The organism is Archaeoglobaceae archaeon, from assembly GCA_038734275.1.
Taxonomy (GTDB): Archaea; Halobacteriota; Archaeoglobi; order Archaeoglobales; family Archaeoglobaceae; genus WYZ-LMO2.
Genome location: JAVYOO010000009.1, coordinates 35,706 through 55,843, shown reverse-complemented (window position 1 = coordinate 55,843; position 20,138 = coordinate 35,706). Strand labels below are relative to the sequence as shown.

The window sequence follows — 20,138 nt, the reverse complement described above, 5'->3', positions numbered from 1 at the left end:
TGGAATGATAAAAAGAGTGGACGTAAGGTATTTGAAGGATCCAGAGGCCTGCGGGCTAAAGGATCCGGTATTCATTGAAGGTTTGCCAGGTATCGGACATGTTGGGAAGCTTGTAGCGGATCACTTGGTAAACGAGCTTGGAGCTGAAAAGATTGTGGAGATATACTCTCATCACTTCCCACCGCAGGTAATGGTTCTGGAAGATGGAACTATTAGAATACCGAGGAATGAGGTTTACGCATGGAAATCAAATGGTAGTTCCCCCGATCTGTTAATACTCGTGGGGGACTTTCAGAGCATAAGCAACGAGGGGCACTTTGAGCTCGTGAATGCTTACATAGAGATAGCGAAGCGATTTGGTGTAAGGAGAATATACACTCTGGGCGGATACGGAGTAGGTAGACTCGTGGAAGAACCTTACGTAGTTGGTGCCGCTAATTCTAAGAAAGTTGTTGATGAAATGGTTAAATATGGTGTCAAATTTGAACCAGGAGAGCCAGGAGGAGGGATAATCGGTGCTGCCGGGCTTTTGCTTGGAGTGGCGGAGCTTGAGAACATAGAGGCGATCTGTCTCATGGGAGTAACTTCTGGCTATATGGTCGATCCGAAGAGTGCAAAGGCAGTGCTGGAAGTATTGTCGAGAATTCTGGGGCTTCAGGTATCCTTTGAAGCTCTTGAGAAAAGGGCCAAGGAAATGGAGAAGATTATAGCCCAGATAAAGGAGATGCAAGAGCTTGCGGTTCAGCAGTGGAAGAGCGATGAAGATCTGAGATACTTCAGATGAGGTTCTGGGAGATCGACTTTGCGAGGGGAATAGCTGTAATTCTAATGCTAATTTTTCACCTATTTTTCGATGCATACTACTTTGGCAAGATCAAGCTTGAAGGCGACTTCTGGTTCTGGTTTCCCCGCTTTATCGGCGGGATGTTCATATTCATTTCAGGATTTACATTTAGCATAGTCTATAAAAATTTTAAACCCGTTCTTAGGAGAACGCTGAGACTCTTGTTGATCGCATTGGGGATAACCATTGCCACATACATCTTTGCCCCTGATAAAATGGTTATTTTTGGCATAATTCACTTCTTTGCCTTGGCATCTGTTTTTGGGTTTTTATTCCTCGGAAAACCATTTTTAAGCCTCTCGGTTGGAATTTTGTTTCTCATTGCGAATTTTCATGTCTCGGAACTATTAATTAAGGAGCCTTACCTTGTCTGGCTTGGAATAATGCCCTATGGCTTTAGAACGCTTGACTACTATCCAATGATCCCTTGGTTCGGCGTTTTTTTGCTTGGCATGTTCTTTGGTTCTTATTACAGGCGTGAAAGCTCAAATTACTGGAGCAACCCGATAAACTTTCTTGGAAGACATTCATTGGCTATTTATCTGATTCAGCACCCAGTCATAGTTTTTTTGCTTCAGGTATACTATGGGGATATTTTGGGTCAACTCATAACTTCATTTGAAATCTGAAGCTCTATACGCCAGAGCTTTTGATTAAAAACTTTGATTAAAAACTGGCACTCGAATCAAAAGTTCGGGCTACTCGACTTTTTTGCACTTCAAAACTCTTTTTAGACGATCTAAATCTAATTTTATTAAAACTTCAGCGATTCTTCTTGAAACTCTTTAGAATTGTAAAGGCATAGGGGATTCCTATACCCATAAAAACGATTACCGAAGCTAAAACAACTTCCGATGGCATGTCCATAAAGTCAATCTTCCAACTTTCTTAAAAACCTTACCATGTTTATCCAGTGCCCACCCATCCAGTAAAGTTTTCTGCAGTTCTCACAGAACCAGAGTTCATATCTCTCGAGCATGTCTTCTGGCAAGCCCTGCTCCCTTAAAACTGTTAAAGCTTCTTCTATTGTTGGCTTTCGCAGAAAATTGTTGCAAACACTGCACCGATCCATAACAATCTGGAATTTAACTCCAAATGCCTTGAGTTCTTTCATTTGCTCCGCAACATCGTTGGATCTTATCAATATAGCATCTCTGCCGAATTTTTTTGCCTTTGAGAACAATTTTCTATCCTTTGTCAGGAGAATCCGATCCTTAAAGTTTTCGATCATAAAATCATCTTCATCTTCGGTTGCAAAATCCCCTATGTAAAGCGTATCATAGCCCGAAATTCGAAGCCATACTGCAAGCTTCCCCAGCATTCGATCGCAGATAAACTTCATCTCCACCATCTTGGATCCATTCTTTCCATAAGATTTTTGTAAATCTCCTTAGCTACTTCTGTTTTAAACTCAAGATTTTTTGCAAACTCAATTGCGAACCTGTTCTTCACTGAATATTCCACAGCCTGAAATGCGAGCTCAAGCTTGTCCGCATCTTCGACGTATTTCTCAACTCCCTTGCTATCTACTTCAAACTTCGCAATATCATTTTCGAGTTTTTCTTCGTCTATTTTCACGTATCTCTTGGCAATCTTGTGAAGATCCATCGTTCTTGCTTCATGGATGTCGTGGATCAGCCCAAGAAATGCAGATCGCAGACAATTTTCTATGCTTTCGCCACTTTTTTTGGCAAGCAAAAATGCAATTATTGCTGTCCTAAAGCTGTGTTCTGCAACACTCTCAGGAATTTCGATTCCTATTTTAAGCCATCCAGATCTTGGGGTTAGCTTAAGAGTTCCAAGTTCATGAATTAGCTTTATGGTGTCCTGCATATGGTTAATAAACTTCCATGGCAATAAACTTTATGAAAAGCTGGAGAGTTGTTGGCATAGACGATAGCTTTTCCAAGGACTTTTGCTGTCTCGTTGGTTGTGTAATGAGTGGTAGGAGTATTGATGGTTTCATGTTTGAAAGAATCTCTGTAGACGGGTTTGATTCCACCGAAAAGATTGTGACGATGCTAAAGAGATCAAAATTTTTCAGGCAGTTGAGGTGCGTTTTCTTGGGTGGGATCACTTTTGGTGGTTTCAATATTGCGGATATCAAGGAAATCCATGAAAAAACTGGAATTCCAGTTGTTGTTGTTATGGGCAAAGAACCGAATATGGAAGAATTCCGCAGTGCTTTGAAAAACCTTGAGAGATTTGAGCAGAGAATCGCAATTGTTGAGCGAGCAGGAGAAATATACAGGTATGGAAATCTTTTTTTGCAATTTTCCGGGCTGAACTTTGAGGATGCTAAAAAAATCGTTGATGCAAATGTATGGAGGGGAAAATTTCCTGAAGCTTTGAGGATCGCACATCTTGTGGCTTCTGCAGTAGTTCATGGAGAATCAAAAAATCGATAATCGGAAATTTTATAAATATAGACACAACCATATACTATGGACTGGATGGACTTGATGTATAATCCGATGTTCATCGTAGCAGTTCTTGTATTCGGTGGTTTGATTGTAGGCTTTGCGGGCTACAAGCTCTTTAGACTTTACAGTGCAGTTATTGGATTCGTTGTGGGAGTTATCCTTGGATATTACATTTCTCTGTTTGTTGGTTACTCGTTTTTAACTTACATTGCAACGGGAATTGTTTTGGCTATCATTTTTGGGCTTTTCTACAATGTTGGTCTCTTTCTCACAGGAACGGTTATTGGGTATATGTTTCTGAATTATCTACTTCCCGAAAAAATGCTTTACGCGTATGTTTTTGCAATTCTTTGTGGTATTCTTGTTCTATTTTTAGAGCGAGCTTTGGTTATTATCATTACCGCATTCCTCGGTGCAACAGCAATCGTTGTTGCTGTAGAAATGCTGGTAACCGGGACATCTGTCGAAGTATTTCTATTTGATCCGAGAAATGCATTACAGGTAGCATTCTTGTCTCCACTGCTCTTTCTGCTATGGTTTGTCATGGGGATAATAGGAATTGTAACACAGCTTGTTCTTACAAGAGAAACAAGTAAGGAATAGTTTGAATGGAAAGATTTATATTGCCACTTTGAAACTCAATAGCATGATAGGAAAGAAGATCAGAATTGAACGCATAGTAAACAGGAACACAGGTAACACAGTAATAGTTCCAATGGACCATGGAGTTTCGATGGGGCCGATAGAGGGGCTCGTAAACCTGCCCAAGACGATCAATGCGGTAGCAGAGGGCGGGGCAAATGCTGTGATCTTGCATAAGGGAGTCATACCCTTTGGTCATCGCGGATATGGCAGAGATATAGGTTTGATTGTCCATCTCAGCGCCTCGACGAGCCTATCGCCAGATCCAAACGAAAAAGTTCTTGTTTGCACGGTTGAGGAGGCAATTAAGCTTGGAGCGGATGCAGTGAGCATCCATATAAATGTTGGAAGCAAAACTGAGGCGGAGCAATTGAAAAATCTTGGGGAGATTTCAAAGATTTGCTCTGAATGGGGGATGCCATTGCTCGCAATGATGTATCCGAGAGGGGAAAAGATAAATCAATACGATTACAAGGCAGTAAGCCTTGCAGCAAGAGTTGGGGCAGAGCTGGGTGCGGACATCATTAAGACAAACTTTACCGGCGATGTTGAAAGCTTCAAAAAAGTAGTTGAGGGTTGCCCAGTGCCGGTTGTTATTGCAGGTGGGCCAAAAATGAGCAGTGATGAAGAAATACTTCAAATGGTGAGGATGGCAATGGATGCTGGAGCGAGAGGAGTTGCAATCGGAAGAAACATCTTTCAGGCTCAGAATCCAACAAAGATGACAAGAGCTATTTCAATGATTGTTCATGAAAATGTTGAAGTGAAGGAAGCTCTTGAAATTCTTAGGAGCTAATCCAGCTCTTCAACTTTTTCTCTCCAAAGGGCATTGATACGGCTTGCGAGTTTTGGATTCTTAAATCTGCTCAAAAGCTTTAAATCCTTTGGATAGCCAATGAAGGGATCAATCCCGTCTTTTGGGTTCGCAACCCAGACTTTTACTCCTCCTCTTTTGAATCTCTCGGAATAAATTTTGAAAAGTTCCACAAACTCTGTTGGCTTCTCTTCTGTTTGCACAATTGTCACGTATTCTCCGTCAAAATTTTCTGCAAGCTTAAGGTGGATTTCAGAATCATTCTTGAGGTCGGAAACAGTTGTGAAGTAGACAGCAAATTTATAGTCTGAAGTGTAAAAACGAAGGAAATAACCCTCTTTTGCATAACCCTCAAAGAACTTATCAGTCAAATCCATAATGCGTTTAAGGTTATCGAGAAAGCTTTTGGATTTTAGAAATTCCCTATATGCGATTTCTAAATCTGATTGCTGGGGCTTTTTTGTGTGCAGATGGTAGAATGGAACTCCATTTATCAGGATCTTTTCTGAAAAGTATAGCGATTTAACCGATATTGGACATTCAATAAAGCTAAGAACCACTACCCTCAATTCATCCTCTCCAAAATTTTTAATTCCAAACCCAAGAACTTTCAACCCGGCGCGCAAGGCCTTGTGCTTTAATTCCTCTTCGCTTACAACAACTCTTCCAGAAAGCATTTCTGAAAGAGATTCGATCAGCTCGAGCATTACGGCATTTCTGCGTTAAGCTTTTAATCCTTTTTCTTTAACTTTATCCATGCGAATAAAAACACCCTCAAGAATTCACATCACGCTGATTGATTTAAATGGTAGTCTTGGCAGAATAGACGGAGGAGTGGGCTTTGCGCTTAATGAGCCTTTCGTGGAAATAGAAGCTTTTGAAAGCGATGAAGTTTCGATAGGAGGCAACGCTTTAAATTTTAAAAGATTTAAAGAGGTAACAGAAAAATTATCTGCTTATTTTGGTAAAGGGATCGATATTTATGTAAAAGCAGACTACCAAAGTCATGTGGGTTTAGGTAGCGGGACTCAGATATCTCTGGCAATCGGCAAAGCTTTTTCGGAGTTATACGGATACGGCTTGAGTGTAAGAGAGATTGCTGAACTTGTCAGCAGGGGTGGGACTTCTGGAATAGGGGTTGCAGTATTTGAATTCGGTGGGTTTATTGTTGATGGAGGCCACTCAAAGAAAGAGAAAAAGGATTTTCTGCCATCTTCTGCAAGCAAGGCAAAGCCCGCGAAAATTATTTCGAGGCTTGAGTTTCCTGAATGGGACGTTGTTGTTGTAATTCCAAAACTCAGTGGAGCTTATGGTTTGGGCGAAGTGGATTTATTCCAGAAAAGCTGTCCGGTGCCACTGGAAGATGTCAGAGAGCTTTGCCATCTAATTTTAATGAAAATGCTTCCAGCAGTGGTTGAAAAAGACCTCGACTCATTTATTTTTGCACTGCGAAGGATTCAGCATCTGGGGTTTAAGAAAGCAGAGGTTGAGCGATACGGTTCCCTTATTCGCGAGTGTCTCGAGCAGTTTCCTGCTGGAATGAGCTCTACTGGGCCAAGCATTTTTGCAGTCACAGACACAAATGCAAGGACATTGGCAAGAGAAATTGAAAAATATTTCGAGGAGAGAGAAATAAAGTGCGAGAGTTTAATAACGAAGGGCAGGAATAGAGGTGCAGAAATTGAGCTATAATCTCTGGTTTGGTAAGTTCAATGGAGAAGTTGAAGTTTCCAAGGATTTGAAACAATCATTTAAGTCGGCCAGAAATGATGCTCCATTGCAATTTAACGTTTCCGAGATCGGTTTGAAAATATTTGGTAATAATTATTATAATTTACTAAGAAAAATTGCTATCGATGTTGCCGAGGAAAAAGTCGAAAAAGAGCTGAAGAGCGACGATAAGTATGTAATTGTCCTCGTAAAAGCGCTTGAACAACTCGATGAAGCTATAAACGCTCTAAAAGAGAAAAAAGAAGATTTAGAACTTGTTAGAGAGACTGAAATTCAAGAAGAATTTGCGAACACTCTTGAAAAGCTGGAGAGACTAAGATTGAGGATTGAAGATGAAATAGCTTCGGTTATGGAAAAAATTGCCCCAAATCTAACTGAAATAGCAGGAGTTAAAATCGGAGCAAAGCTTATAGAGCGATTTGGAAGTCTTGAAAATCTTGCAAAAGCACCTGCAAGTAAGATACAAATAATTGGTGCCGAAAGAAGCCTTTACAGGGCTTTAGCTAAAATTAGGAAAGGTAAAGAAGCCAAAGTTCCAAAGCACGGAATTATTTTCGCACATGGTTTCATTCGAAATCTTCCAAAACACAAGAGAGGCAAGATGGCGAGGTTTTTGGCAGCAAAAATCTCAATTGCTTCGAAAATTGACTTCTTTAGAGGAGAACTTGAGGAAGGACTTTATGAATCGCTAAAAAACAGGTTTGAGAGGTTAAGACGGGCATGAGAAACGTTAGATTTTTTGGAGGTATTCCGGCCACGAAAAGTAAATACGGAAGCCACTACGGGGAGAAAATATTTGAGATTGGGAATGAAAGATTCAGAGAGTGGGTGCCATGGAGAAGCAAACTCTCCGCAGTTCTCGTTAAAGGATATGAAATTGAATTTTACGGCAATGAAAAAGTTTTATATCTTGGTGCTGCGAGTGGCACAACGGTTAGCCACCTTGCAGACATTTTGGATGAGGGAATAATCTATGCTGTAGAGTATTCAGCCAAACCATTCAAAAAGCTTCTTGAACTTGCAAAAGAGAGGGAAAATATAATTCCAGTTTTTGCTGACGCGTCAAAGCCGTGGGGATACAGCGGTATTGTGGAAAAAGTCGATCTAATCTATCAGGACATAGCGCAGAAAAACCAAGTCGAAATTCTGACATCGAATTCTGAATTCTTTTTGAAGGATGGGGGAAAATTTCTGATTATGGTTAAGGCCAAAAGCATAGATTCAACACTTGAGTCTTCAGAAGTCTTTTCTAAGGTTTTGGAAGAACTGTCCAAAAGATTTATTATACTTAAAAAGGGAACTCTGGAACCGTATCACAAGGATCACATGTTTGTGTTCGGGGTGAGAGAGTGAGGTTCAAAATTGTAAAGATTGAGTTAAAAGATGATGAAGTGCTTGTTTTTATGAAAAAGGAGAAGTCTGAGATGGTCCCGGTTGCTCCGGGCAATCCGGCTCAACTACTCGAGTTTAGTCTTCAGATGGGGATGAATCTCGTGAAGAAGTTTGAAGAACTGCTGGGCTTCGATGCTTTTATAACCATGGAGTATGAAGAATACCTTGCACGAGAACTAAGGGTTGGGGACTACGTAGAGGTTGAAATTAAAGAGGTGGAATGATGTTCTGGAGTCCGACGATAGAAAGGCTGCCCGTAAAGGAGCTGGAGAGAATACAGGAGAAGAAGTTGAAAAATCTTGTTAGAAATGCTTACGAATACTCCCCATTCTACAAGCGGAGATTTAGGGAGCTTGGAATTCACCCAACCGATATTCAGAGCCTTAAAGACCTCAAAAAGTTACCTTTTACAAAGAAGCAGGATTTGAGGGACAATTACCCATTCGGAATGTTTGCAGTGCCCTTATCGCAGATCGTTAGATTCCATGCATCGAGTGGCACCACCGGAAAACCTACCTTGGTCGGATATACCGAGGATGACATAAGGGTCTGGGTTGAGAGTCTTTGTAGAGGTCTTATAAGTTGCGGAGTTACAAATGAGGATATAATGCAGATTGCATATGGCTACGGACTTTTCACAGGTGGGTTAGGTTTTCACTATGCTGCTGAGAAAATAGGAGCCACAGCCTTACCCGTGTCGGCAGGGAATACTGAGAGACAAATCAACCTGATGAAAGATCTCGGAGTCACGGTAATTGCATGCACACCATCATACATGCTCTACATGACCGAATTTGCAGAAAAAAAGATGAACACAAGCCTTAGAGAGACAAAGCTGAGAATGGGAATATTCGGAGCTGAGCCGTGGAGCGAGGAAACGAGAAAAAGAATAGAAGATAAGACAGGAATTGTTGCCTATGACGTCTATGGAACTTCTGAGCTTAGCGGTCCGCTATTCACTGAATGCATTGAAAGAAACGGGCTCCATGTATGGGCAGATCATTTCCTAATTGAAGTGATAGATCCCGAGAGTGGCGAGCAGGTAGGCGAGGGTGAGAAAGGGGAACTCGTTGTCACAACGCTTAGCAAAGAAGCCATGCCCTTGATAAGATGGAGAACTGGAGACATAACGATCCTTGAAACTGAGAAATGCAACTGCGGAAGAACTCACCCGAGAATCATGAGAATTCTTGGGAGAAGCGACGACATGCTAATAGTTCGCGGAGTTAACGTGTTCCCAAGCCAGATAGAGCACGTTCTCATGCAGATTCCTGAGCTCGGGGATCACTACATGATAATTCTCGATCGAGAGGAAAATCTCGATGTGATGACTGTGCAAGTGGAGTTAAGCGACAAAGTTGCCATAGACAAGCCCGCAGATATTCTTAACCTTACAAAGAAAGTTGAGGAAAGGCTTAGAGTTGTTCTCGGTATCTCTGCAAAGGTTGAACTTGTGAACCCCGGCACTCTTCAGAGATTTGAAGGAAAAGCCAAGAGAGTTATTGATAAAAGAAAGATCTGAGGTGGTTTTTATGATTAAACAGCTTTCTGTTTTTGTGGAGAACAAGCCCGGAAGACTTGCGTCGGTAACGGAGGTTTTATTCAGGAGGGGGGTAAATTTAAGGGCATTCATGATAGCAGATGCGGGAGACTTTGGAATTATCAGGATGGTAGTCGATAAAACCGAGGAAGCATACAATGCACTTAAATCGGCCGGATTCACAGTCACTCTTAACGAAGTTCTGGCTGTGGAGGTTGAGGATAAACCTGGAGAACTTTACAGAATTTCTAAGGCTCTTGGGGATGAGGGAATAAACATAGATTACGTTTATGCCTTTACGTCAGAAAAGCACAAGGCTTTGATAATTTTCAGAGTCGATGACATAAGTAGGGCAAAAACAATTCTTGAAAAGCTCGGGGTTTTGTTTAAGGGTAAAATAGAGTAACTATTTATTAATATTTTTGTATATAAAAAACTCGAAGTTTTGGGTTTAGCATCTGTGGACAAGCACGATTCTACTCTATTCGAAAAGCCACCAGTTAAATGTATCCATTAAATGGTTGCTTTTCAGCAAAAAGAAAGCAGAACATCCTGCTAAATGCAGAAATTGGTTATCTTTTCCGAGAAGAAATAATTTGGGTGAGAAAAAGACAAATCACAGGCAATTTATTTCCCAATTTTACTAAGCTGGAAAGACTTTAACTCCACGGCTTATCTTTAAAAAGCACGACGAGGTAGTATTTTTCCTACGCCTGTTTGCTCCTCTATTTATGGCATTTAGGATCCCTTTGAGTGACTTAAACGCCTCTAATTTGCTTTTCAAATTATAAAAATTATAAAAGATTTTAAAACTTAAAGAGCTTTCACTTCGAGCATTAACCTCTCAATTTTTCGTCTCTCTTCTTCGCTGAGCGAGGGCATCAGCCACATTTTCTTCTGAACTTCTTCGGGCGGATAAACAATCGGATCTTCGAGAAGTTCACCTAAGAGGTCCCAGGAGGCCTTTACTGGATTTGCATATCTTATTAACTTGGAATTGGCTGCTGCAATCTCTGGATCGAGCATAAAGTTTATGAATTCGTGTGCGGCTTTTACATTCTTTGCGTCTTTTGGAATGCAGAAGTTATCCGTCCATATGGTGCCACCTTCTTCTGGCACTCCAAAATAAACTTCACTAAACTCCTCCCTCAGCCTTGCTATATCTCCGTTGTAGGCTTGTGCGACATAGATAGCACCTCTCTTCAGGCCTTCATAGTAAATATTGGCTCCAGCATAACTTGCAAGGTAGGGTTTCTGTTTGATCAGAACATCCTTCACTTCTTCGAGTGTTTCATCGCTCCAGTCATCCATCTTTTTACCCAGATAAGCCTTACAGGAGCAGATAACTTCAGTTGCCTCCTCAAGCATGGTTATCTTTTTTCTATACTTCGGTAGGAATCCATACTCGGGATTGAAGATCTGTTCAAGTGTGGTAACATCTTCAATACCACTTCTCCAGGCAAAGCCCGTGGAACCCCACATGTAGACAATGCTGAATTTGCCTTCTGGGTCATATGGTAAATTCAGAAACTTTTCATCAAGGTATCTTGAATTTGGTATTAGTTTTTTGTCGAGTTCTAAAAGCAGATTTTTCTTTCTAGCTATGTCAACGCAGTAGTCTGGCAAAATTATGACATCATAACCACTCACACCCGCCTCAAGCTTGGTTAAGATGTAATTTGGATCCTCGTATTCTTCGTAGATAATTGCATCTCTGGGAACCCCGATGTGACTTGAAAATACGTCGAGTAAAGTTTCGTTAATGTAGTATGACCAGTTGCATATTACAAGTTCTTCTCTACGCGTCAAACACCCAGCTAAACTGCCTAAAGCCATTGTTGCAATTCCAGCAACAGCAATTTTAAGAAAATCTCTTCTGCTCCTGTCAACCATGATTTTGGTTGAAAATCTTGGAATAAAAACTTTACTCTCTCTTCAGAGAGATTCTGGCGTAGAGATAAGCGAGAACAAAGGATGTTATTAGCATTAAAGTCGTTAAGGCGTTCAAAGTTGGACTAACAACACCTCTCGCAGCTTGAGACCAGATGATGAGTGGTAAAGTCTGGAATCCTGGGCCAGTAGTGAAGACTGTCTTTACGAAATTATCCCATGAAAGTGTGAAGGCTATGAGCGAGCCTGCAACTATTCCTGGCATGGCGAGTGGGACTGTTACTTTAAAGAAAGTCTGGATTTCATTTGCTCCAAGGGTTAGTGAAGCCTCCTCAATCGATTTTAACTGGGCCGAAAGTCTAGCCTTGACAATTACATATACAAATGACACATTAAATGCTATGTGGCCTATCAGAACTGAGTAAAATCCAAGAGGAAAAGAAATAAGCTTGTAAAACATGAGCAGTGAAAGAGCTTCGGTAATTTCGGGGATGACTATTGGTGCGTAGAAAAGAGACTCAAATTTCATATTGGTTCTAATGAAGGCGTAAGCTGCTAAAGTGCCAAGAATTACAGAAAAAAACGTGGAAAGAATTGCCAAAAAAAGACTGTTGTAAAAGGCATTCACTATCGCCCTATCTTCAAACAACTTTAGAAACCACTTTGTCGTGATTCCGTTCTCGTCGATAAAGGATGAGGCCACCACATATTATTGGAACATACAGGAAAATGAAGACGAAGAGGACAAAAGCCCGAATCATAACTCGATCCTCCCGGCTCTTTTTATGTATATGGTTATTGCAACCAACACTACAAAAATATAGAGCGTCGAAAGAGCCGAACCTTTCCACCAGTTGTGATACCTTAGGAATAGATCCCAGGTTACTGTTCCGATTGTCATGTATGTCCCACCAAGCATTAGTGGCACAACAAACTCTCCAAGGGCTGGAGTAAATACGAGAATGATCCCCGCGACGATTCCAGGTTTTGAGAGTGGTAAAGTCACTCTTAAGAAAGTCTCTGCGGGCCTTGCACCGAGCACGTAGGATGCCTCGAGTTGTGATCTACTTAGTCGCTCAAGGGAAGCGTATAAAGGAAGAATCATGAAGGGTAAATAATCGTATACCATTCCAATAAGGATCGCTGGAAACGTGAACATTAATCCAAGCGGGTTTAGTAGAGTCATTATCGCATAAGTTCTGAGCAAAAAACTAATCCAGAATGGAAGAATAACAAGAACGAGTAAAAAATTTTTCCATTTTCCAGCTTTTAGAGCGATATAGTATGCTACGGGATAGGCCAGGATCAGACAAAGGATAGTGGTGGTTCCTGCAAGGATTAGCGAGTTAATAAAGACCTTGAGGTACAGAGCATCAAATAGCTCCGCATAGTATTTGAGGGTGAATTCGGGAAAACCAACACTGTAAAGGAGAACTATTAGAAACGGAATGTAGAAAAAAATCAGAAGGTATGCTAAGGAAGGAAAAGCGAGTTCACGCCTCATGCCTCAAAAACTATTGCGTCATCCGCTCTCCATCCAATTTCAACCATTTGATTTTCCTCAAATCTTGTCTCCGAAGATGTAAGACACTTGAGAGAAATACCATTTACTCTTGCTTTCACCGATACGAATCCTCCAAGATATGAAATCTCCTCAATTATAGCATTGTAGACGTTGTCAAGTCCTGTACCTCCAATTTTAATCTTCTCTGGACGTATTGCAACGACAACCTTCTTTGCTCCGTTTAGTTTAGAGACCCTTATGAAACCTATATCGCTTATGAGTTTGCCATTATGCGCTTCTGCAAGTATGAAGTTCATTTCTCCAATGAATTCCGCAACAAACTTCGTTGCAGGGCTCTCGTAGATCTCTGTGGGAGTTCCGATTTGTTCTATAGATCCACGATTTATCACTGCAATCCTGTCAGACATGATCAGAGCCTCAGACTGGTCGTGGGTCACATAGACAAAGGTCGTCTTTACTGTCTTCTGTATTCTTTTAAGTTCGGACATCATGTGCTGTCTAAGTTTCAAATCTAAAGACCCCAGAGGCTCGTCAAGCAAGAGAACTGAAGGTTCTATGGCCAAAGCTCTTGCTATTGCAACTCTTTGTTGCTGCCCCCCGGAAAGCTGGTTTATCTTTCTTCTTTCAAACGTTTCAGGGTCGAGATTGACTATTTCCAAACACTCTCTGACTTTTCTTTTTATCTCTTGTTCGGGAACTTTTCTAACTCTTAAACCATACGCGACGTTCTCAAAAACGTTCAGATGCGGAAATAGTGCGAGTTCTTGAAAAACCATTCCCACACTTCTTTTGTATGGTGGAACGCGGGTCATGTCTTCTCCCATTAGTCTAATGGAGCCCTTGTCTGGAAATAGCAGACCTGCAATCAGTCTAAGAATCGTTGTTTTTCCAGACCCACTTGGCCCAAGGATTGAGAAGAACTCTCCTTTGCGGATTTTGAGCTGAATATCCCTCACTGCTTCAAAACCCGAGTAACTTTTAGAAACTCCGTCGAGCTCGACTGCGAACTCAACCATTAAGATTAGCTTAGCCCTTTAGTTTAAAAAATTTGCGGTTTCACGTATTTTTAGCGTCTGCTTAATTTTTTCAATTTTTGGCACGTTCAGACTTAATCGCTTTGTCGGAGACAAATTGAAGCTGTTTTGGATAAAAATAAAGTTGAGAAATCTTGATGCTCATAAATATTTTTTGTAAATATAATAATAATTTTAGTCTACTTTTGTTAGTTTATAGCCACTTTTTCCTAAACCAACTTCTTCTGCAAACTCTAACATGCTTTCCGGATCAGTCCACTGCCAGAATCTGCCCGTAGCGAATATGTCGCTGATTGGTTGAGCTTTCAGATAAAGATCGTAGCTCGCCTTATCTATTGCTACCATGTCTTTTGAAGCTAAGATACCAATGTCTGGAATAAGAGGATTGTCGCTATAAGGATGGCAATCGCAGTGCGGAGTTACGTCAAGGATGAAATTCAGGAAGGACATTTTTTTCACGACCTTCGAAACCCCTTTTGCACACTCTACAATCCTGTCGCCAACTTCTTTGCCTAAAAGCCATTCTATCTCTATCGCATCATCTTTGCATACCTCTGCACAGCCCGTGCATCTTAGACACCTTTCTTCGATAATTTTATAATCCTGGATCGCGCCAACGGGGCATATTTCAACGCATTTTCCACATTTGGTGCATTTTTCAGCCACAATTCTCGGATAACCCTTTGCATGCAAGTCGAATTTTGATGGCTTTGCAACACATCCAACACCAACGTTCTTTATACTCCCTCCAATTCCGGATTGCATATGTAACTTGAAATGAGTGCAGAAAACGACTGCGTCGGCTTCAGCTATGGCTTTTGCGACGTATACTTTCTTAAGATATTTTCCATTTATTGAAACTTCTACAAAGTCAAGACCGAGCAAACCATCAGCTATTATTATTGGCGCTTTTAAGGTTTGCTGGGTGTAGCCATTTTCTTCAGCAATCTCAAGTCTGCCAAGGGCAGTGCATCTCGGTCTTATCATTCCCAAACCTGTAGTTTCGGTTACAAATGGTTTGCCTCCCCTTTCTATAACCTTTTCGACAACTGCCCTTATATAAACACTTCTTAGGGTTTTTGTTGTTCCTTTGTCTCCAAAATGGGTTTTGACTGCGACTATGTCTCCTTTCTGGATTTCATCGAGAATACCGCTTTCATCAATTAGATTTCGCAGTTTGCTTACAAGGCTCAATTTGGGTTGATACCATTTCTCAGGTTCAAGCACAATGGCCCTTGAGTCGACCAGAAAAACTTCCATGAAAACTATGAGAGTATCTTAGTTAATATCTCTTTCGCCTTTTCAAAGCCATAAACTCCTTTTTCAAGTTCTAAATTGCTCGATTTCACAATTTTCAGCTTTTCGTTCTCGATCTCAATAATGTTGGGGAATAGCATCATTAGACTGATTTCAAAGGACATGTCCTGAGCACCTTTCACAATCGTGAAAACTGCTTTAGCATCATCTTTTTCGACTTTTATTATAATCGTTCTTAGAAGATTGAGAATTTTTGGCAGCGGTTGATAGACTGCGAGTCCTGAAATCGAATTCAGGATTAAAATATAATCTCCTTTTATTTTTTCGAGAACTTTTGAGAGAGAGAGGCTGATCTCGTTCAGATTTGTAGGGTTCTCAACTATGACGTCTTTACTCCCTTCTCTTATCTCTCCCATGCCCCAGCTAAACGCATCAATCACCCACGCATCTTTTTTAAGCTTTTTTCGAACGTTTCCAATACTGTAGGTAGTGGTTATCCAGACAACGTTTTCAAAGTTCTCAATTAGTTCCTCCAATATTCTGCACTTCCCTGATCCGGGAAAACCTGATAGCAATATGTATGACATTCAGTGAATAATTTATACGAAAGAAATTTAAATATTTCTATCAACGAATTTAGTGTTCAAACTAACCCCGGAAAAGGCCCTAATTGCAAGAAAAACCGCGATAATTGCTGATCTGCATTTGGGTTTAGAGAATGCGATGCAAAATGTTGGAATTGCGATACCAAGAATGCAAATTGCTGAAATAATCGACAAGGTTAATCTAATTTTAAATAAATACGAGATTGAGAGGCTAATAATAGCAGGGGACCTCAAGCACGAGTTTGGTCAGAATCTTCCATACGAATGGGACGATGTAAGAGCTTTTTTGGACTCCATTGACGTGGATATCTCTGTAGTTCGAGGAAATCATGATAACTTTCTCTCTTCGATCCTTTCAGAATATTCTATAGAACTCAGGGAATACGATAGGATTGGCGACTACTATGTAGTTCACGGACATAATGACTTTGGATTTGATAAAGTGATACTGGCTCATGAGCATCCTGCGATTAAGTTCAGGCGTGGTGGGGCTATTTATTCTTATCCATGTTTTCTGGTTGTAGACAAGACCAAATTCGTTGTTCCAGCCTTCTCACCACTCGTAGCGGGAAGCGACGTTCTTCAGGGCGAATTTTTGTCACCAATCCTCAGAAATTCAAAAAAGATTGAAGTCTACGGGATTGAGGATGACGTTCTATATTTAGGCGAACTCGAATTACTTCGAAAGATACTCTAAGCCAATAGAGTTTCTAAATCTCATCCCCGGAAATTTTATTTCTTTTAAAGCAGAGTAAGCCCTCTCTCTCGCCTCTAAGAGGGTTTTCCCTCTTCCGACCACTGTAAGAACTCGTCCACCAGTAGTCACAAACCCTGCCTCAGTTTTTGCAATCCCGTTTGCATAAATTTCAGCCATACTGCGTGCTTTTTCAATACCGCTGATTGGCTGACTCGTGTAGTGATCTGCAGGATAGCCAGGCTTCAACCCCTCTCTACCCTTTAAAGCTCCGCTTACAGCGCAAACAGCACAGCAAAATTCTTCACTAAACTCCACGGTTACACTATCTAATTCTCCCTCAATTACAGCTAAAGATAGCTCTAACAAATCACTCCTTAATCTTGGAAGCTTTGCCTGTGCACCAGGATCGCATTCCCGAACATTTATTTCCAGGACTTTTGGCTCACCGTTTACGAGCATTATAACCGGGTATAGGATCCCTTTGAAACCCGAATTTCTGACAATTGGCTCAACGACTTTTTTCATTATCCTCTCTTCAATCTCTTTAGTTACCTCTGGATGAGGGCTGATGGCACCCATTCCCCCTGTGTTTGGGTTCACCAATAAACCACTTTTATAAAGCTTTTCAATCTCCTCCCTCCTATAAAATCTCTTTCTGAGTCCTATGTAGAAATCCCGAAGACCTTCAAAGTCTTCATCGTCAAAAGCCCGCTTGTAGTCCTTTGCATGTCCGAATGGCAAGGCTCTTTTTCCATCGCAAAGCGCGGTAAATGCAATCTCGACGCCCACAAGCTTCTCTTCCACAACTATTCTCTCTCCAGCTGAGCCAAACCTTCTCTCAATCATTATCTCGTCAACAGCTCTAAGAGCCTCTTCTACGGAATCACATACATAAACTCCTTTTCCCGCAGCCAGTCCATCCGCTTTAACAACAATTCTTCCAGAAGAATTCCTTATAAACTCCTTTGCCTTTTCAGGATCATCGAAGTTCTTATAATCTGGAATCGGCACACCAATACTCTTCATGAAATCCTTAGCCCAGCACTTGCTTGCTTCCAGTATTGTTTGCTCCTTTTTAGGGCCAAGAGCCATTACTCCTTCTTCTTCAAGCCTGTCAATTATTCCAAGGCTCAGTGGTTCTTCGGGACCCACAAAAACAAGATCAGCATTTTGTTTTGCAAATTTCACTATCGTTTCAATATCCCTTATTGAGCCTATAGGTCTGCTGTCAATCTTTGCTATCTCGCATTTCTCAAAAAATTCACTTCCAGCGTTTCCGGGTGCTACGAATACTTTTTTAACTTTCTCACTTCTTGAAAATGCATGTGCAATAGCATTTCCTCTACCACCCGCATCGACAACGAGCACATTCACACAACCCGTAGTCCTGAGATATATTAATTTGAAGCACCAAAGATATGGGAACTTTCACAGCAAAAAATAAAAAAAGTCTCTGCAAATGTAGTGTGGGGTGATGGATATCTTCTGGGAAATTGTTCTTTCGTTCGCCGGAGTTGTAGCAGGGTTTTTTGTTGCTGAGTTTTTGCTTGAGAAAATAGGACGGGGTATACAATCTCCGAAGAAAACAAGGATAAACATTAACGAACTTCCTGAATATCTGACTCGCAAATTCTTGGTCAATTGTGCAATTCTAATTGGAGGCAAAAAGAAGTTTTCCAATCTGGAAGATCAAGAAATAGCTGAAATGAGGAAGATAGTCGAAGAAGTTAATTGTAACGAAATTGCGATTTTTAGGGAAGAGGGCTGCAAACTTGCTGTTAGGAAAAACAACATTTTCGTTTGTGTTCGCGGGAAGGTTTTATCGATGAAGGATCTCGGAGAAATATCTGAAGTAATTCACAGGGCCATAGGAGGTGTTGGAAAATGATCTTTATAATCCTTGCAATTGTTTCAGCTCTTTCAGTTCCACAAGGTGGAACTTTTAATATTACAATTGCAGAACAGAGCTATGTGGAGTTGGATCCATGCATGTTCTTTGAAGACACAAAAAGCTCCGGAAATTTCTCCCCAGGGGAGTATAGAGTTATTGCAGGCTATGGGTGCGAGCCCGGTAGAAAGGAGATTTTGGTTCGATCGCAGAGCGGAGTTGATCGTATTTTAATTGACGTTGAGAGAGTTGACAATCTCAACCAGAAGATAGTTGAAATTCAAAAAGAAGTGATCTCGCTTAAAAAGCAGGTGGAAGATTTAACTCAGAGAAGAGATTATCTTCAGAGTCTTGTGGCTGTTTTGAATGACATAAATGTCCAGCTTTACGATAAAAATAAGGAACTTGGTGAAAAGAATAACATGTTAGCTTCTGAGTTGGACAAATCAAAATCCGAGCTCGAAAACTGTTCTAAGAACATTACGGTTATGGAAAAGAAGATTGAAAGTATGCGGACATTGTTGGACTCCGCTAAAATAGATTTAGAAAACTGCAATTCTGAGCTGAGTTCTCTCAAAAATATTCTAAGTAGCTCCTCTCTTTATTTGGAGCTCTTTAAGAATTTAGCAATTTTGGCTTTGGCATTCATTGTTGGTGTTCTCTTAGCCATCTTGAGGAGGTATTAATGCAGATAGTAGTTCTCGGACCGGGGGGAAGCGGAAAAAGCACCTTTGTAATGGAATTCTCAAATTTTTTGAGACACCAAGGATATGACGTGAAATGTGTAAATCTGGACCCCGCAAGTGAGCCGATTTATAAAGCAGATATAGATGTTAGAAATTTTATAAAAATTGAAGATGTAATGCGAACGTATAAGCTTGGAATAAATGGGGCGATGCTTAAATCGGTAGAATTGATGCTTGAATTTTGCGAAAGATTGAAGTTAGATGGAGAATTCGTTTTATACGACACTCCGGGCCAGATGGAGTTATTTATTTACTCAGAAAGCGGAGTGGAATTTGTTAATCGCATTAAAGACAGCCACACATGTGGAGTTTTTCTAATAGACGCGAACATGGTCAAAACACCTGAAAATTTTTTATCTGCGGTTTTGCAGGACCTCGTAGTCATGCTACGTCTCGGGCTTCAAACACTCACGGTTATTTCAAAGACAGACCTCTGTGATATTGACATTAAAAGCCTCTTAAATGAAATCAGTAAGAGAACCGGAATTTTATCTGAAGTCCTAGAAAAGTTATCCCCCTTGATAGATTACACGAGTTTGAGATATAGGACCATTAAAATATCCAGCGTTAAAAAAACTGGATTTAACGATCTACTTTCCGCTTTAAGAGAACTTTTCTGCGCCTGTGGAGATCTCAGTTAGTCTTCGGGTATTTCGATCTTACCTTCATCGATCTCCCTAAGCACTTCTTTGGGATTTTTGCCATCAACGGTTATACCCATCGAAACGCATGTGCCAAGGACTTCTTTAACAACTCCTTTTAGCGAGTATGACAGGGAACCGGCTTTTTTCATTCTTGCGATTTTTATAGCCTGTTCAATGCTGATGTTGCCTACAAAATCTTTTCCAGGATTTGAAGAGCCTTTTTCAAGTTTCAACTCCCTTTTTATCAGGGCTGAAACCGGTGGAATACCTACTTGGATTTCAAAGCTTTTATCCTCCTTCACTATGATTTTCACTGGAACACTTAATCCTGCATACTCCTTTGTCGCCTCGTTTATCCTATCTACAACCTGTTTTACATTTAAGCCGAGTGGTCCGATTACAGGCCCAAGCGGTGGACCAGGCGTAGCCTGACCACCGGTAACAAGAACTTCCACCACCTGCATAA

The 20,138-nt window shown here is 40.9% G+C and carries 26 protein-coding genes; 15 read left to right on the top strand and 11 right to left on the bottom strand.

Annotated features, from left to right (window positions below; all coding sequences use genetic code 11):
* The first annotated feature begins 4 nt into the window (after positions 1-4).
* Entirely contained in the window at positions 5-784 is a 780-nt protein-coding gene (locus QXI54_08735; GenBank protein ID MEM0303237.1) for a proteasome assembly chaperone family protein, read from the top strand.
* Positions 781-1,473: a heparan-alpha-glucosaminide N-acetyltransferase gene (locus QXI54_08730; protein ID MEM0303236.1), complete on the top strand. Its 693-nt coding sequence runs from the start codon at positions 781-783 to the stop codon at positions 1,471-1,473. The genes QXI54_08735 and QXI54_08730 overlap by 4 nt, the downstream gene beginning before the upstream one ends.
* A gap of 242 nt (positions 1,474-1,715) precedes the next feature.
* Here QXI54_08730 and QXI54_08725 read toward each other — a convergent pair whose 3' ends face one another.
* Positions 1,716-2,186, bottom strand: coding sequence for a Mut7-C RNAse domain-containing protein (locus QXI54_08725; protein MEM0303235.1), 471 nt, complete (start codon positions 2,184-2,186; stop codon positions 1,716-1,718).
* Positions 2,183-2,677 carry an HD domain-containing protein gene (locus tag QXI54_08720; protein MEM0303234.1) on the bottom strand — a complete coding sequence of 165 codons (495 nt, stop codon included), beginning with the start codon at positions 2,675-2,677 and terminating at the stop codon, positions 2,183-2,185. The genes QXI54_08725 and QXI54_08720 overlap by 4 nt, the downstream gene beginning before the upstream one ends.
* Before the next feature lie 32 nt (positions 2,678-2,709).
* Between QXI54_08720 and QXI54_08715 the strand changes: the two genes are divergently transcribed.
* Genes QXI54_08715 through QXI54_08705 form a run of 3 tightly spaced genes read left to right on the top strand, consistent with a single transcriptional unit; the run spans position 2,710 to position 4,705 of the window.
* The gene (locus QXI54_08715) at positions 2,710-3,252 is read left to right on the top strand and encodes a DUF99 family protein (protein ID MEM0303233.1); all 543 of its coding nucleotides are present in this window, start codon (positions 2,710-2,712) and stop codon (positions 3,250-3,252) included.
* A gap of 36 nt (positions 3,253-3,288) precedes the next feature.
* Positions 3,289-3,870 (top strand): DUF4203 domain-containing protein, encoded by a 582-nt coding sequence (locus QXI54_08710; GenBank protein MEM0303232.1) that lies wholly within the window; start codon positions 3,289-3,291, stop codon positions 3,868-3,870.
* A 43-nt stretch (positions 3,871-3,913) separates the two neighbouring features.
* Entirely contained in the window at positions 3,914-4,705 is a 792-nt protein-coding gene (locus tag QXI54_08705; protein MEM0303231.1) for a 2-amino-3,7-dideoxy-D-threo-hept-6-ulosonate synthase, read from the top strand.
* On the opposite strand, the gene QXI54_08700 is transcribed toward QXI54_08705, so the two are convergent.
* Positions 4,702-5,430, bottom strand: coding sequence for a hypothetical protein (locus tag QXI54_08700; GenBank protein ID MEM0303230.1), 729 nt, complete (start codon positions 5,428-5,430; stop codon positions 4,702-4,704). The two genes, QXI54_08705 and QXI54_08700, sit on opposite strands and share 4 nt — an antisense overlap.
* A gap of 49 nt (positions 5,431-5,479) precedes the next feature.
* Between QXI54_08700 and QXI54_08695 the strand changes: the two genes are divergently transcribed.
* Genes QXI54_08695 through QXI54_08670 form a run of 6 tightly spaced genes read left to right on the top strand, consistent with a single transcriptional unit; the run spans position 5,480 to position 9,792 of the window.
* The gene (locus QXI54_08695; GenBank protein MEM0303229.1) at positions 5,480-6,415 is read left to right on the top strand and encodes a beta-ribofuranosylaminobenzene 5'-phosphate synthase; all 936 of its coding nucleotides are present in this window, start codon (positions 5,480-5,482) and stop codon (positions 6,413-6,415) included.
* A complete protein-coding gene (locus QXI54_08690; protein ID MEM0303228.1) occupies positions 6,396-7,178 on the top strand; it encodes an RNA-processing protein in 783 nt (260 codons plus the stop codon). The genes QXI54_08695 and QXI54_08690 overlap by 20 nt, the downstream gene beginning before the upstream one ends.
* Positions 7,175-7,807: a fibrillarin-like rRNA/tRNA 2'-O-methyltransferase gene (locus tag QXI54_08685; GenBank protein MEM0303227.1), complete on the top strand. Its 633-nt coding sequence runs from the start codon at positions 7,175-7,177 to the stop codon at positions 7,805-7,807. The genes QXI54_08690 and QXI54_08685 overlap by 4 nt, the downstream gene beginning before the upstream one ends.
* Positions 7,804-8,070, top strand: coding sequence for a hypothetical protein (locus QXI54_08680; protein ID MEM0303226.1), 267 nt, complete (start codon positions 7,804-7,806; stop codon positions 8,068-8,070). The genes QXI54_08685 and QXI54_08680 overlap by 4 nt, the downstream gene beginning before the upstream one ends.
* A complete protein-coding gene (locus QXI54_08675) occupies positions 8,070-9,368 on the top strand; it encodes a phenylacetate--CoA ligase (protein ID MEM0303225.1) in 1,299 nt (432 codons plus the stop codon). Before QXI54_08680 ends, QXI54_08675 begins: the two co-directional genes overlap by 1 nt.
* Positions 9,369-9,378: 10 nt before the next feature.
* Positions 9,379-9,792, top strand: a complete 414-nt coding sequence (locus QXI54_08670) for an ACT domain-containing protein (GenBank protein ID MEM0303224.1) — start codon at positions 9,379-9,381, stop codon at positions 9,790-9,792.
* Between the two features lie 407 nt (positions 9,793-10,199).
* Here QXI54_08670 and QXI54_08665 read toward each other — a convergent pair whose 3' ends face one another.
* From QXI54_08665 to QXI54_08640, 6 genes are all read right to left on the bottom strand, one after another.
* Positions 10,200-11,279 (bottom strand): extracellular solute-binding protein, encoded by a 1,080-nt coding sequence (locus tag QXI54_08665; GenBank protein MEM0303223.1) that lies wholly within the window; start codon positions 11,277-11,279, stop codon positions 10,200-10,202.
* Positions 11,280-11,310: 31 nt separating this feature from the next.
* Entirely contained in the window at positions 11,311-11,925 is a 615-nt protein-coding gene (locus QXI54_08660) for an ABC transporter permease (protein ID MEM0303222.1), read from the bottom strand.
* Between the two features lie 108 nt (positions 11,926-12,033).
* Positions 12,034-12,780 (bottom strand): ABC transporter permease, encoded by a 747-nt coding sequence (locus QXI54_08655; protein MEM0303221.1) that lies wholly within the window; start codon positions 12,778-12,780, stop codon positions 12,034-12,036.
* A complete protein-coding gene (locus tag QXI54_08650; GenBank protein ID MEM0303220.1) occupies positions 12,777-13,817 on the bottom strand; it encodes an ABC transporter ATP-binding protein in 1,041 nt (346 codons plus the stop codon). Before QXI54_08650 ends, QXI54_08655 begins: the two co-directional genes overlap by 4 nt.
* Positions 13,818-14,009: 192 nt before the next feature.
* Positions 14,010-15,095: a DUF362 domain-containing protein gene (locus QXI54_08645; protein ID MEM0303219.1), complete on the bottom strand. Its 1,086-nt coding sequence runs from the start codon at positions 15,093-15,095 to the stop codon at positions 14,010-14,012.
* Between the two features lie 5 nt (positions 15,096-15,100).
* Positions 15,101-15,679 (bottom strand): hypothetical protein, encoded by a 579-nt coding sequence (locus tag QXI54_08640; GenBank protein MEM0303218.1) that lies wholly within the window; start codon positions 15,677-15,679, stop codon positions 15,101-15,103.
* Positions 15,680-15,731: 52 nt separating this feature from the next.
* Between QXI54_08640 and QXI54_08635 the strand changes: the two genes are divergently transcribed.
* On the top strand, positions 15,732-16,394 hold the full coding sequence (locus QXI54_08635) for a metallophosphoesterase (GenBank protein ID MEM0303217.1): 663 nt from the start codon (positions 15,732-15,734) through the stop codon (positions 16,392-16,394).
* Here the strand turns inward: QXI54_08635 and purD are convergent.
* Positions 16,374-17,768, bottom strand: coding sequence for a phosphoribosylamine--glycine ligase (gene purD / locus QXI54_08630; GenBank protein MEM0303216.1), 1,395 nt, complete (start codon positions 17,766-17,768; stop codon positions 16,374-16,376). The genes QXI54_08635 and purD overlap by 21 nt on opposite strands.
* A 100-nt stretch (positions 17,769-17,868) precedes the next feature.
* Between purD and QXI54_08625 the strand changes: the two genes are divergently transcribed.
* Genes QXI54_08625 through QXI54_08615 form a run of 3 tightly spaced genes read left to right on the top strand, consistent with a single transcriptional unit; the run spans position 17,869 to position 19,669 of the window.
* Positions 17,869-18,282: a hypothetical protein gene (locus QXI54_08625; protein ID MEM0303215.1), complete on the top strand. Its 414-nt coding sequence runs from the start codon at positions 17,869-17,871 to the stop codon at positions 18,280-18,282.
* Positions 18,279-18,968 (top strand): hypothetical protein, encoded by a 690-nt coding sequence (locus tag QXI54_08620; GenBank protein MEM0303214.1) that lies wholly within the window; start codon positions 18,279-18,281, stop codon positions 18,966-18,968. Before QXI54_08625 ends, QXI54_08620 begins: the two co-directional genes overlap by 4 nt.
* The gene (locus QXI54_08615) at positions 18,968-19,669 is read left to right on the top strand and encodes an ATP/GTP-binding protein (protein MEM0303213.1); all 702 of its coding nucleotides are present in this window, start codon (positions 18,968-18,970) and stop codon (positions 19,667-19,669) included. The genes QXI54_08620 and QXI54_08615 overlap by 1 nt, the downstream gene beginning before the upstream one ends.
* On the opposite strand, the gene QXI54_08610 is transcribed toward QXI54_08615, so the two are convergent.
* The gene (locus QXI54_08610) at positions 19,666-20,136 is read right to left on the bottom strand and encodes a 50S ribosomal protein L11 (protein MEM0303212.1); all 471 of its coding nucleotides are present in this window, start codon (positions 20,134-20,136) and stop codon (positions 19,666-19,668) included. The genes QXI54_08615 and QXI54_08610 overlap by 4 nt on opposite strands.
* Positions 20,137-20,138: the final 2 nt, after the last annotated feature.

What these genes read in the sequence shown, in the direction of transcription:
- QXI54_08625 (MEM0303215.1), top strand. Translation starts at nt 17,869, where the DNA reads ATGGATATCTTCTGGGAAATTGTTCTTTCGTTCGCCGGAGTTGTAGCA.
- QXI54_08615 (MEM0303213.1), top strand. Translation starts at nt 18,968, where the DNA reads ATGCAGATAGTAGTTCTCGGACCGGGGGGAAGCGGAAAAAGCACCTTT.
- QXI54_08665 (MEM0303223.1), bottom strand. Translation starts at nt 11,279, where the DNA reads ATGGTTGACAGGAGCAGAAGAGATTTTCTTAAAATTGCTGTTGCTGGA.
- QXI54_08735 (MEM0303237.1), top strand. Translation starts at nt 5, where the DNA reads ATGATAAAAAGAGTGGACGTAAGGTATTTGAAGGATCCAGAGGCCTGC.
- QXI54_08645 (MEM0303219.1), bottom strand. Translation starts at nt 15,095, where the DNA reads ATGGAAGTTTTTCTGGTCGACTCAAGGGCCATTGTGCTTGAACCTGAG.
- QXI54_08720 (MEM0303234.1), bottom strand. Translation starts at nt 2,677, where the DNA reads ATGCAGGACACCATAAAGCTAATTCATGAACTTGGAACTCTTAAGCTA.
- QXI54_08650 (MEM0303220.1), bottom strand. Translation starts at nt 13,817, where the DNA reads ATGGTTGAGTTCGCAGTCGAGCTCGACGGAGTTTCTAAAAGTTACTCG.
- QXI54_08640 (MEM0303218.1), bottom strand. Translation starts at nt 15,679, where the DNA reads ATGTCATACATATTGCTATCAGGTTTTCCCGGATCAGGGAAGTGCAGA.
- QXI54_08675 (MEM0303225.1), top strand. Translation starts at nt 8,070, where the DNA reads ATGTTCTGGAGTCCGACGATAGAAAGGCTGCCCGTAAAGGAGCTGGAG.
- QXI54_08695 (MEM0303229.1), top strand. Translation starts at nt 5,480, where the DNA reads ATGCGAATAAAAACACCCTCAAGAATTCACATCACGCTGATTGATTTA.
- QXI54_08670 (MEM0303224.1), top strand. Translation starts at nt 9,379, where the DNA reads ATGATTAAACAGCTTTCTGTTTTTGTGGAGAACAAGCCCGGAAGACTT.
- QXI54_08620 (MEM0303214.1), top strand. Translation starts at nt 18,279, where the DNA reads ATGATCTTTATAATCCTTGCAATTGTTTCAGCTCTTTCAGTTCCACAA.
- QXI54_08715 (MEM0303233.1), top strand. Translation starts at nt 2,710, where the DNA reads ATGAAAAGCTGGAGAGTTGTTGGCATAGACGATAGCTTTTCCAAGGAC.
- QXI54_08705 (MEM0303231.1), top strand. Translation starts at nt 3,914, where the DNA reads ATGATAGGAAAGAAGATCAGAATTGAACGCATAGTAAACAGGAACACA.
- QXI54_08710 (MEM0303232.1), top strand. Translation starts at nt 3,289, where the DNA reads ATGGACTGGATGGACTTGATGTATAATCCGATGTTCATCGTAGCAGTT.
- QXI54_08725 (MEM0303235.1), bottom strand. Translation starts at nt 2,186, where the DNA reads ATGAAGTTTATCTGCGATCGAATGCTGGGGAAGCTTGCAGTATGGCTT.
- QXI54_08610 (MEM0303212.1), bottom strand. Translation starts at nt 20,136, where the DNA reads ATGCAGGTGGTGGAAGTTCTTGTTACCGGTGGTCAGGCTACGCCTGGT.
- QXI54_08730 (MEM0303236.1), top strand. Translation starts at nt 781, where the DNA reads ATGAGGTTCTGGGAGATCGACTTTGCGAGGGGAATAGCTGTAATTCTA.
- QXI54_08655 (MEM0303221.1), bottom strand. Translation starts at nt 12,780, where the DNA reads ATGAGGCGTGAACTCGCTTTTCCTTCCTTAGCATACCTTCTGATTTTT.
- QXI54_08700 (MEM0303230.1), bottom strand. Translation starts at nt 5,430, where the DNA reads ATGCTCGAGCTGATCGAATCTCTTTCAGAAATGCTTTCTGGAAGAGTT.
- QXI54_08685 (MEM0303227.1), top strand. Translation starts at nt 7,175, where the DNA reads ATGAGAAACGTTAGATTTTTTGGAGGTATTCCGGCCACGAAAAGTAAA.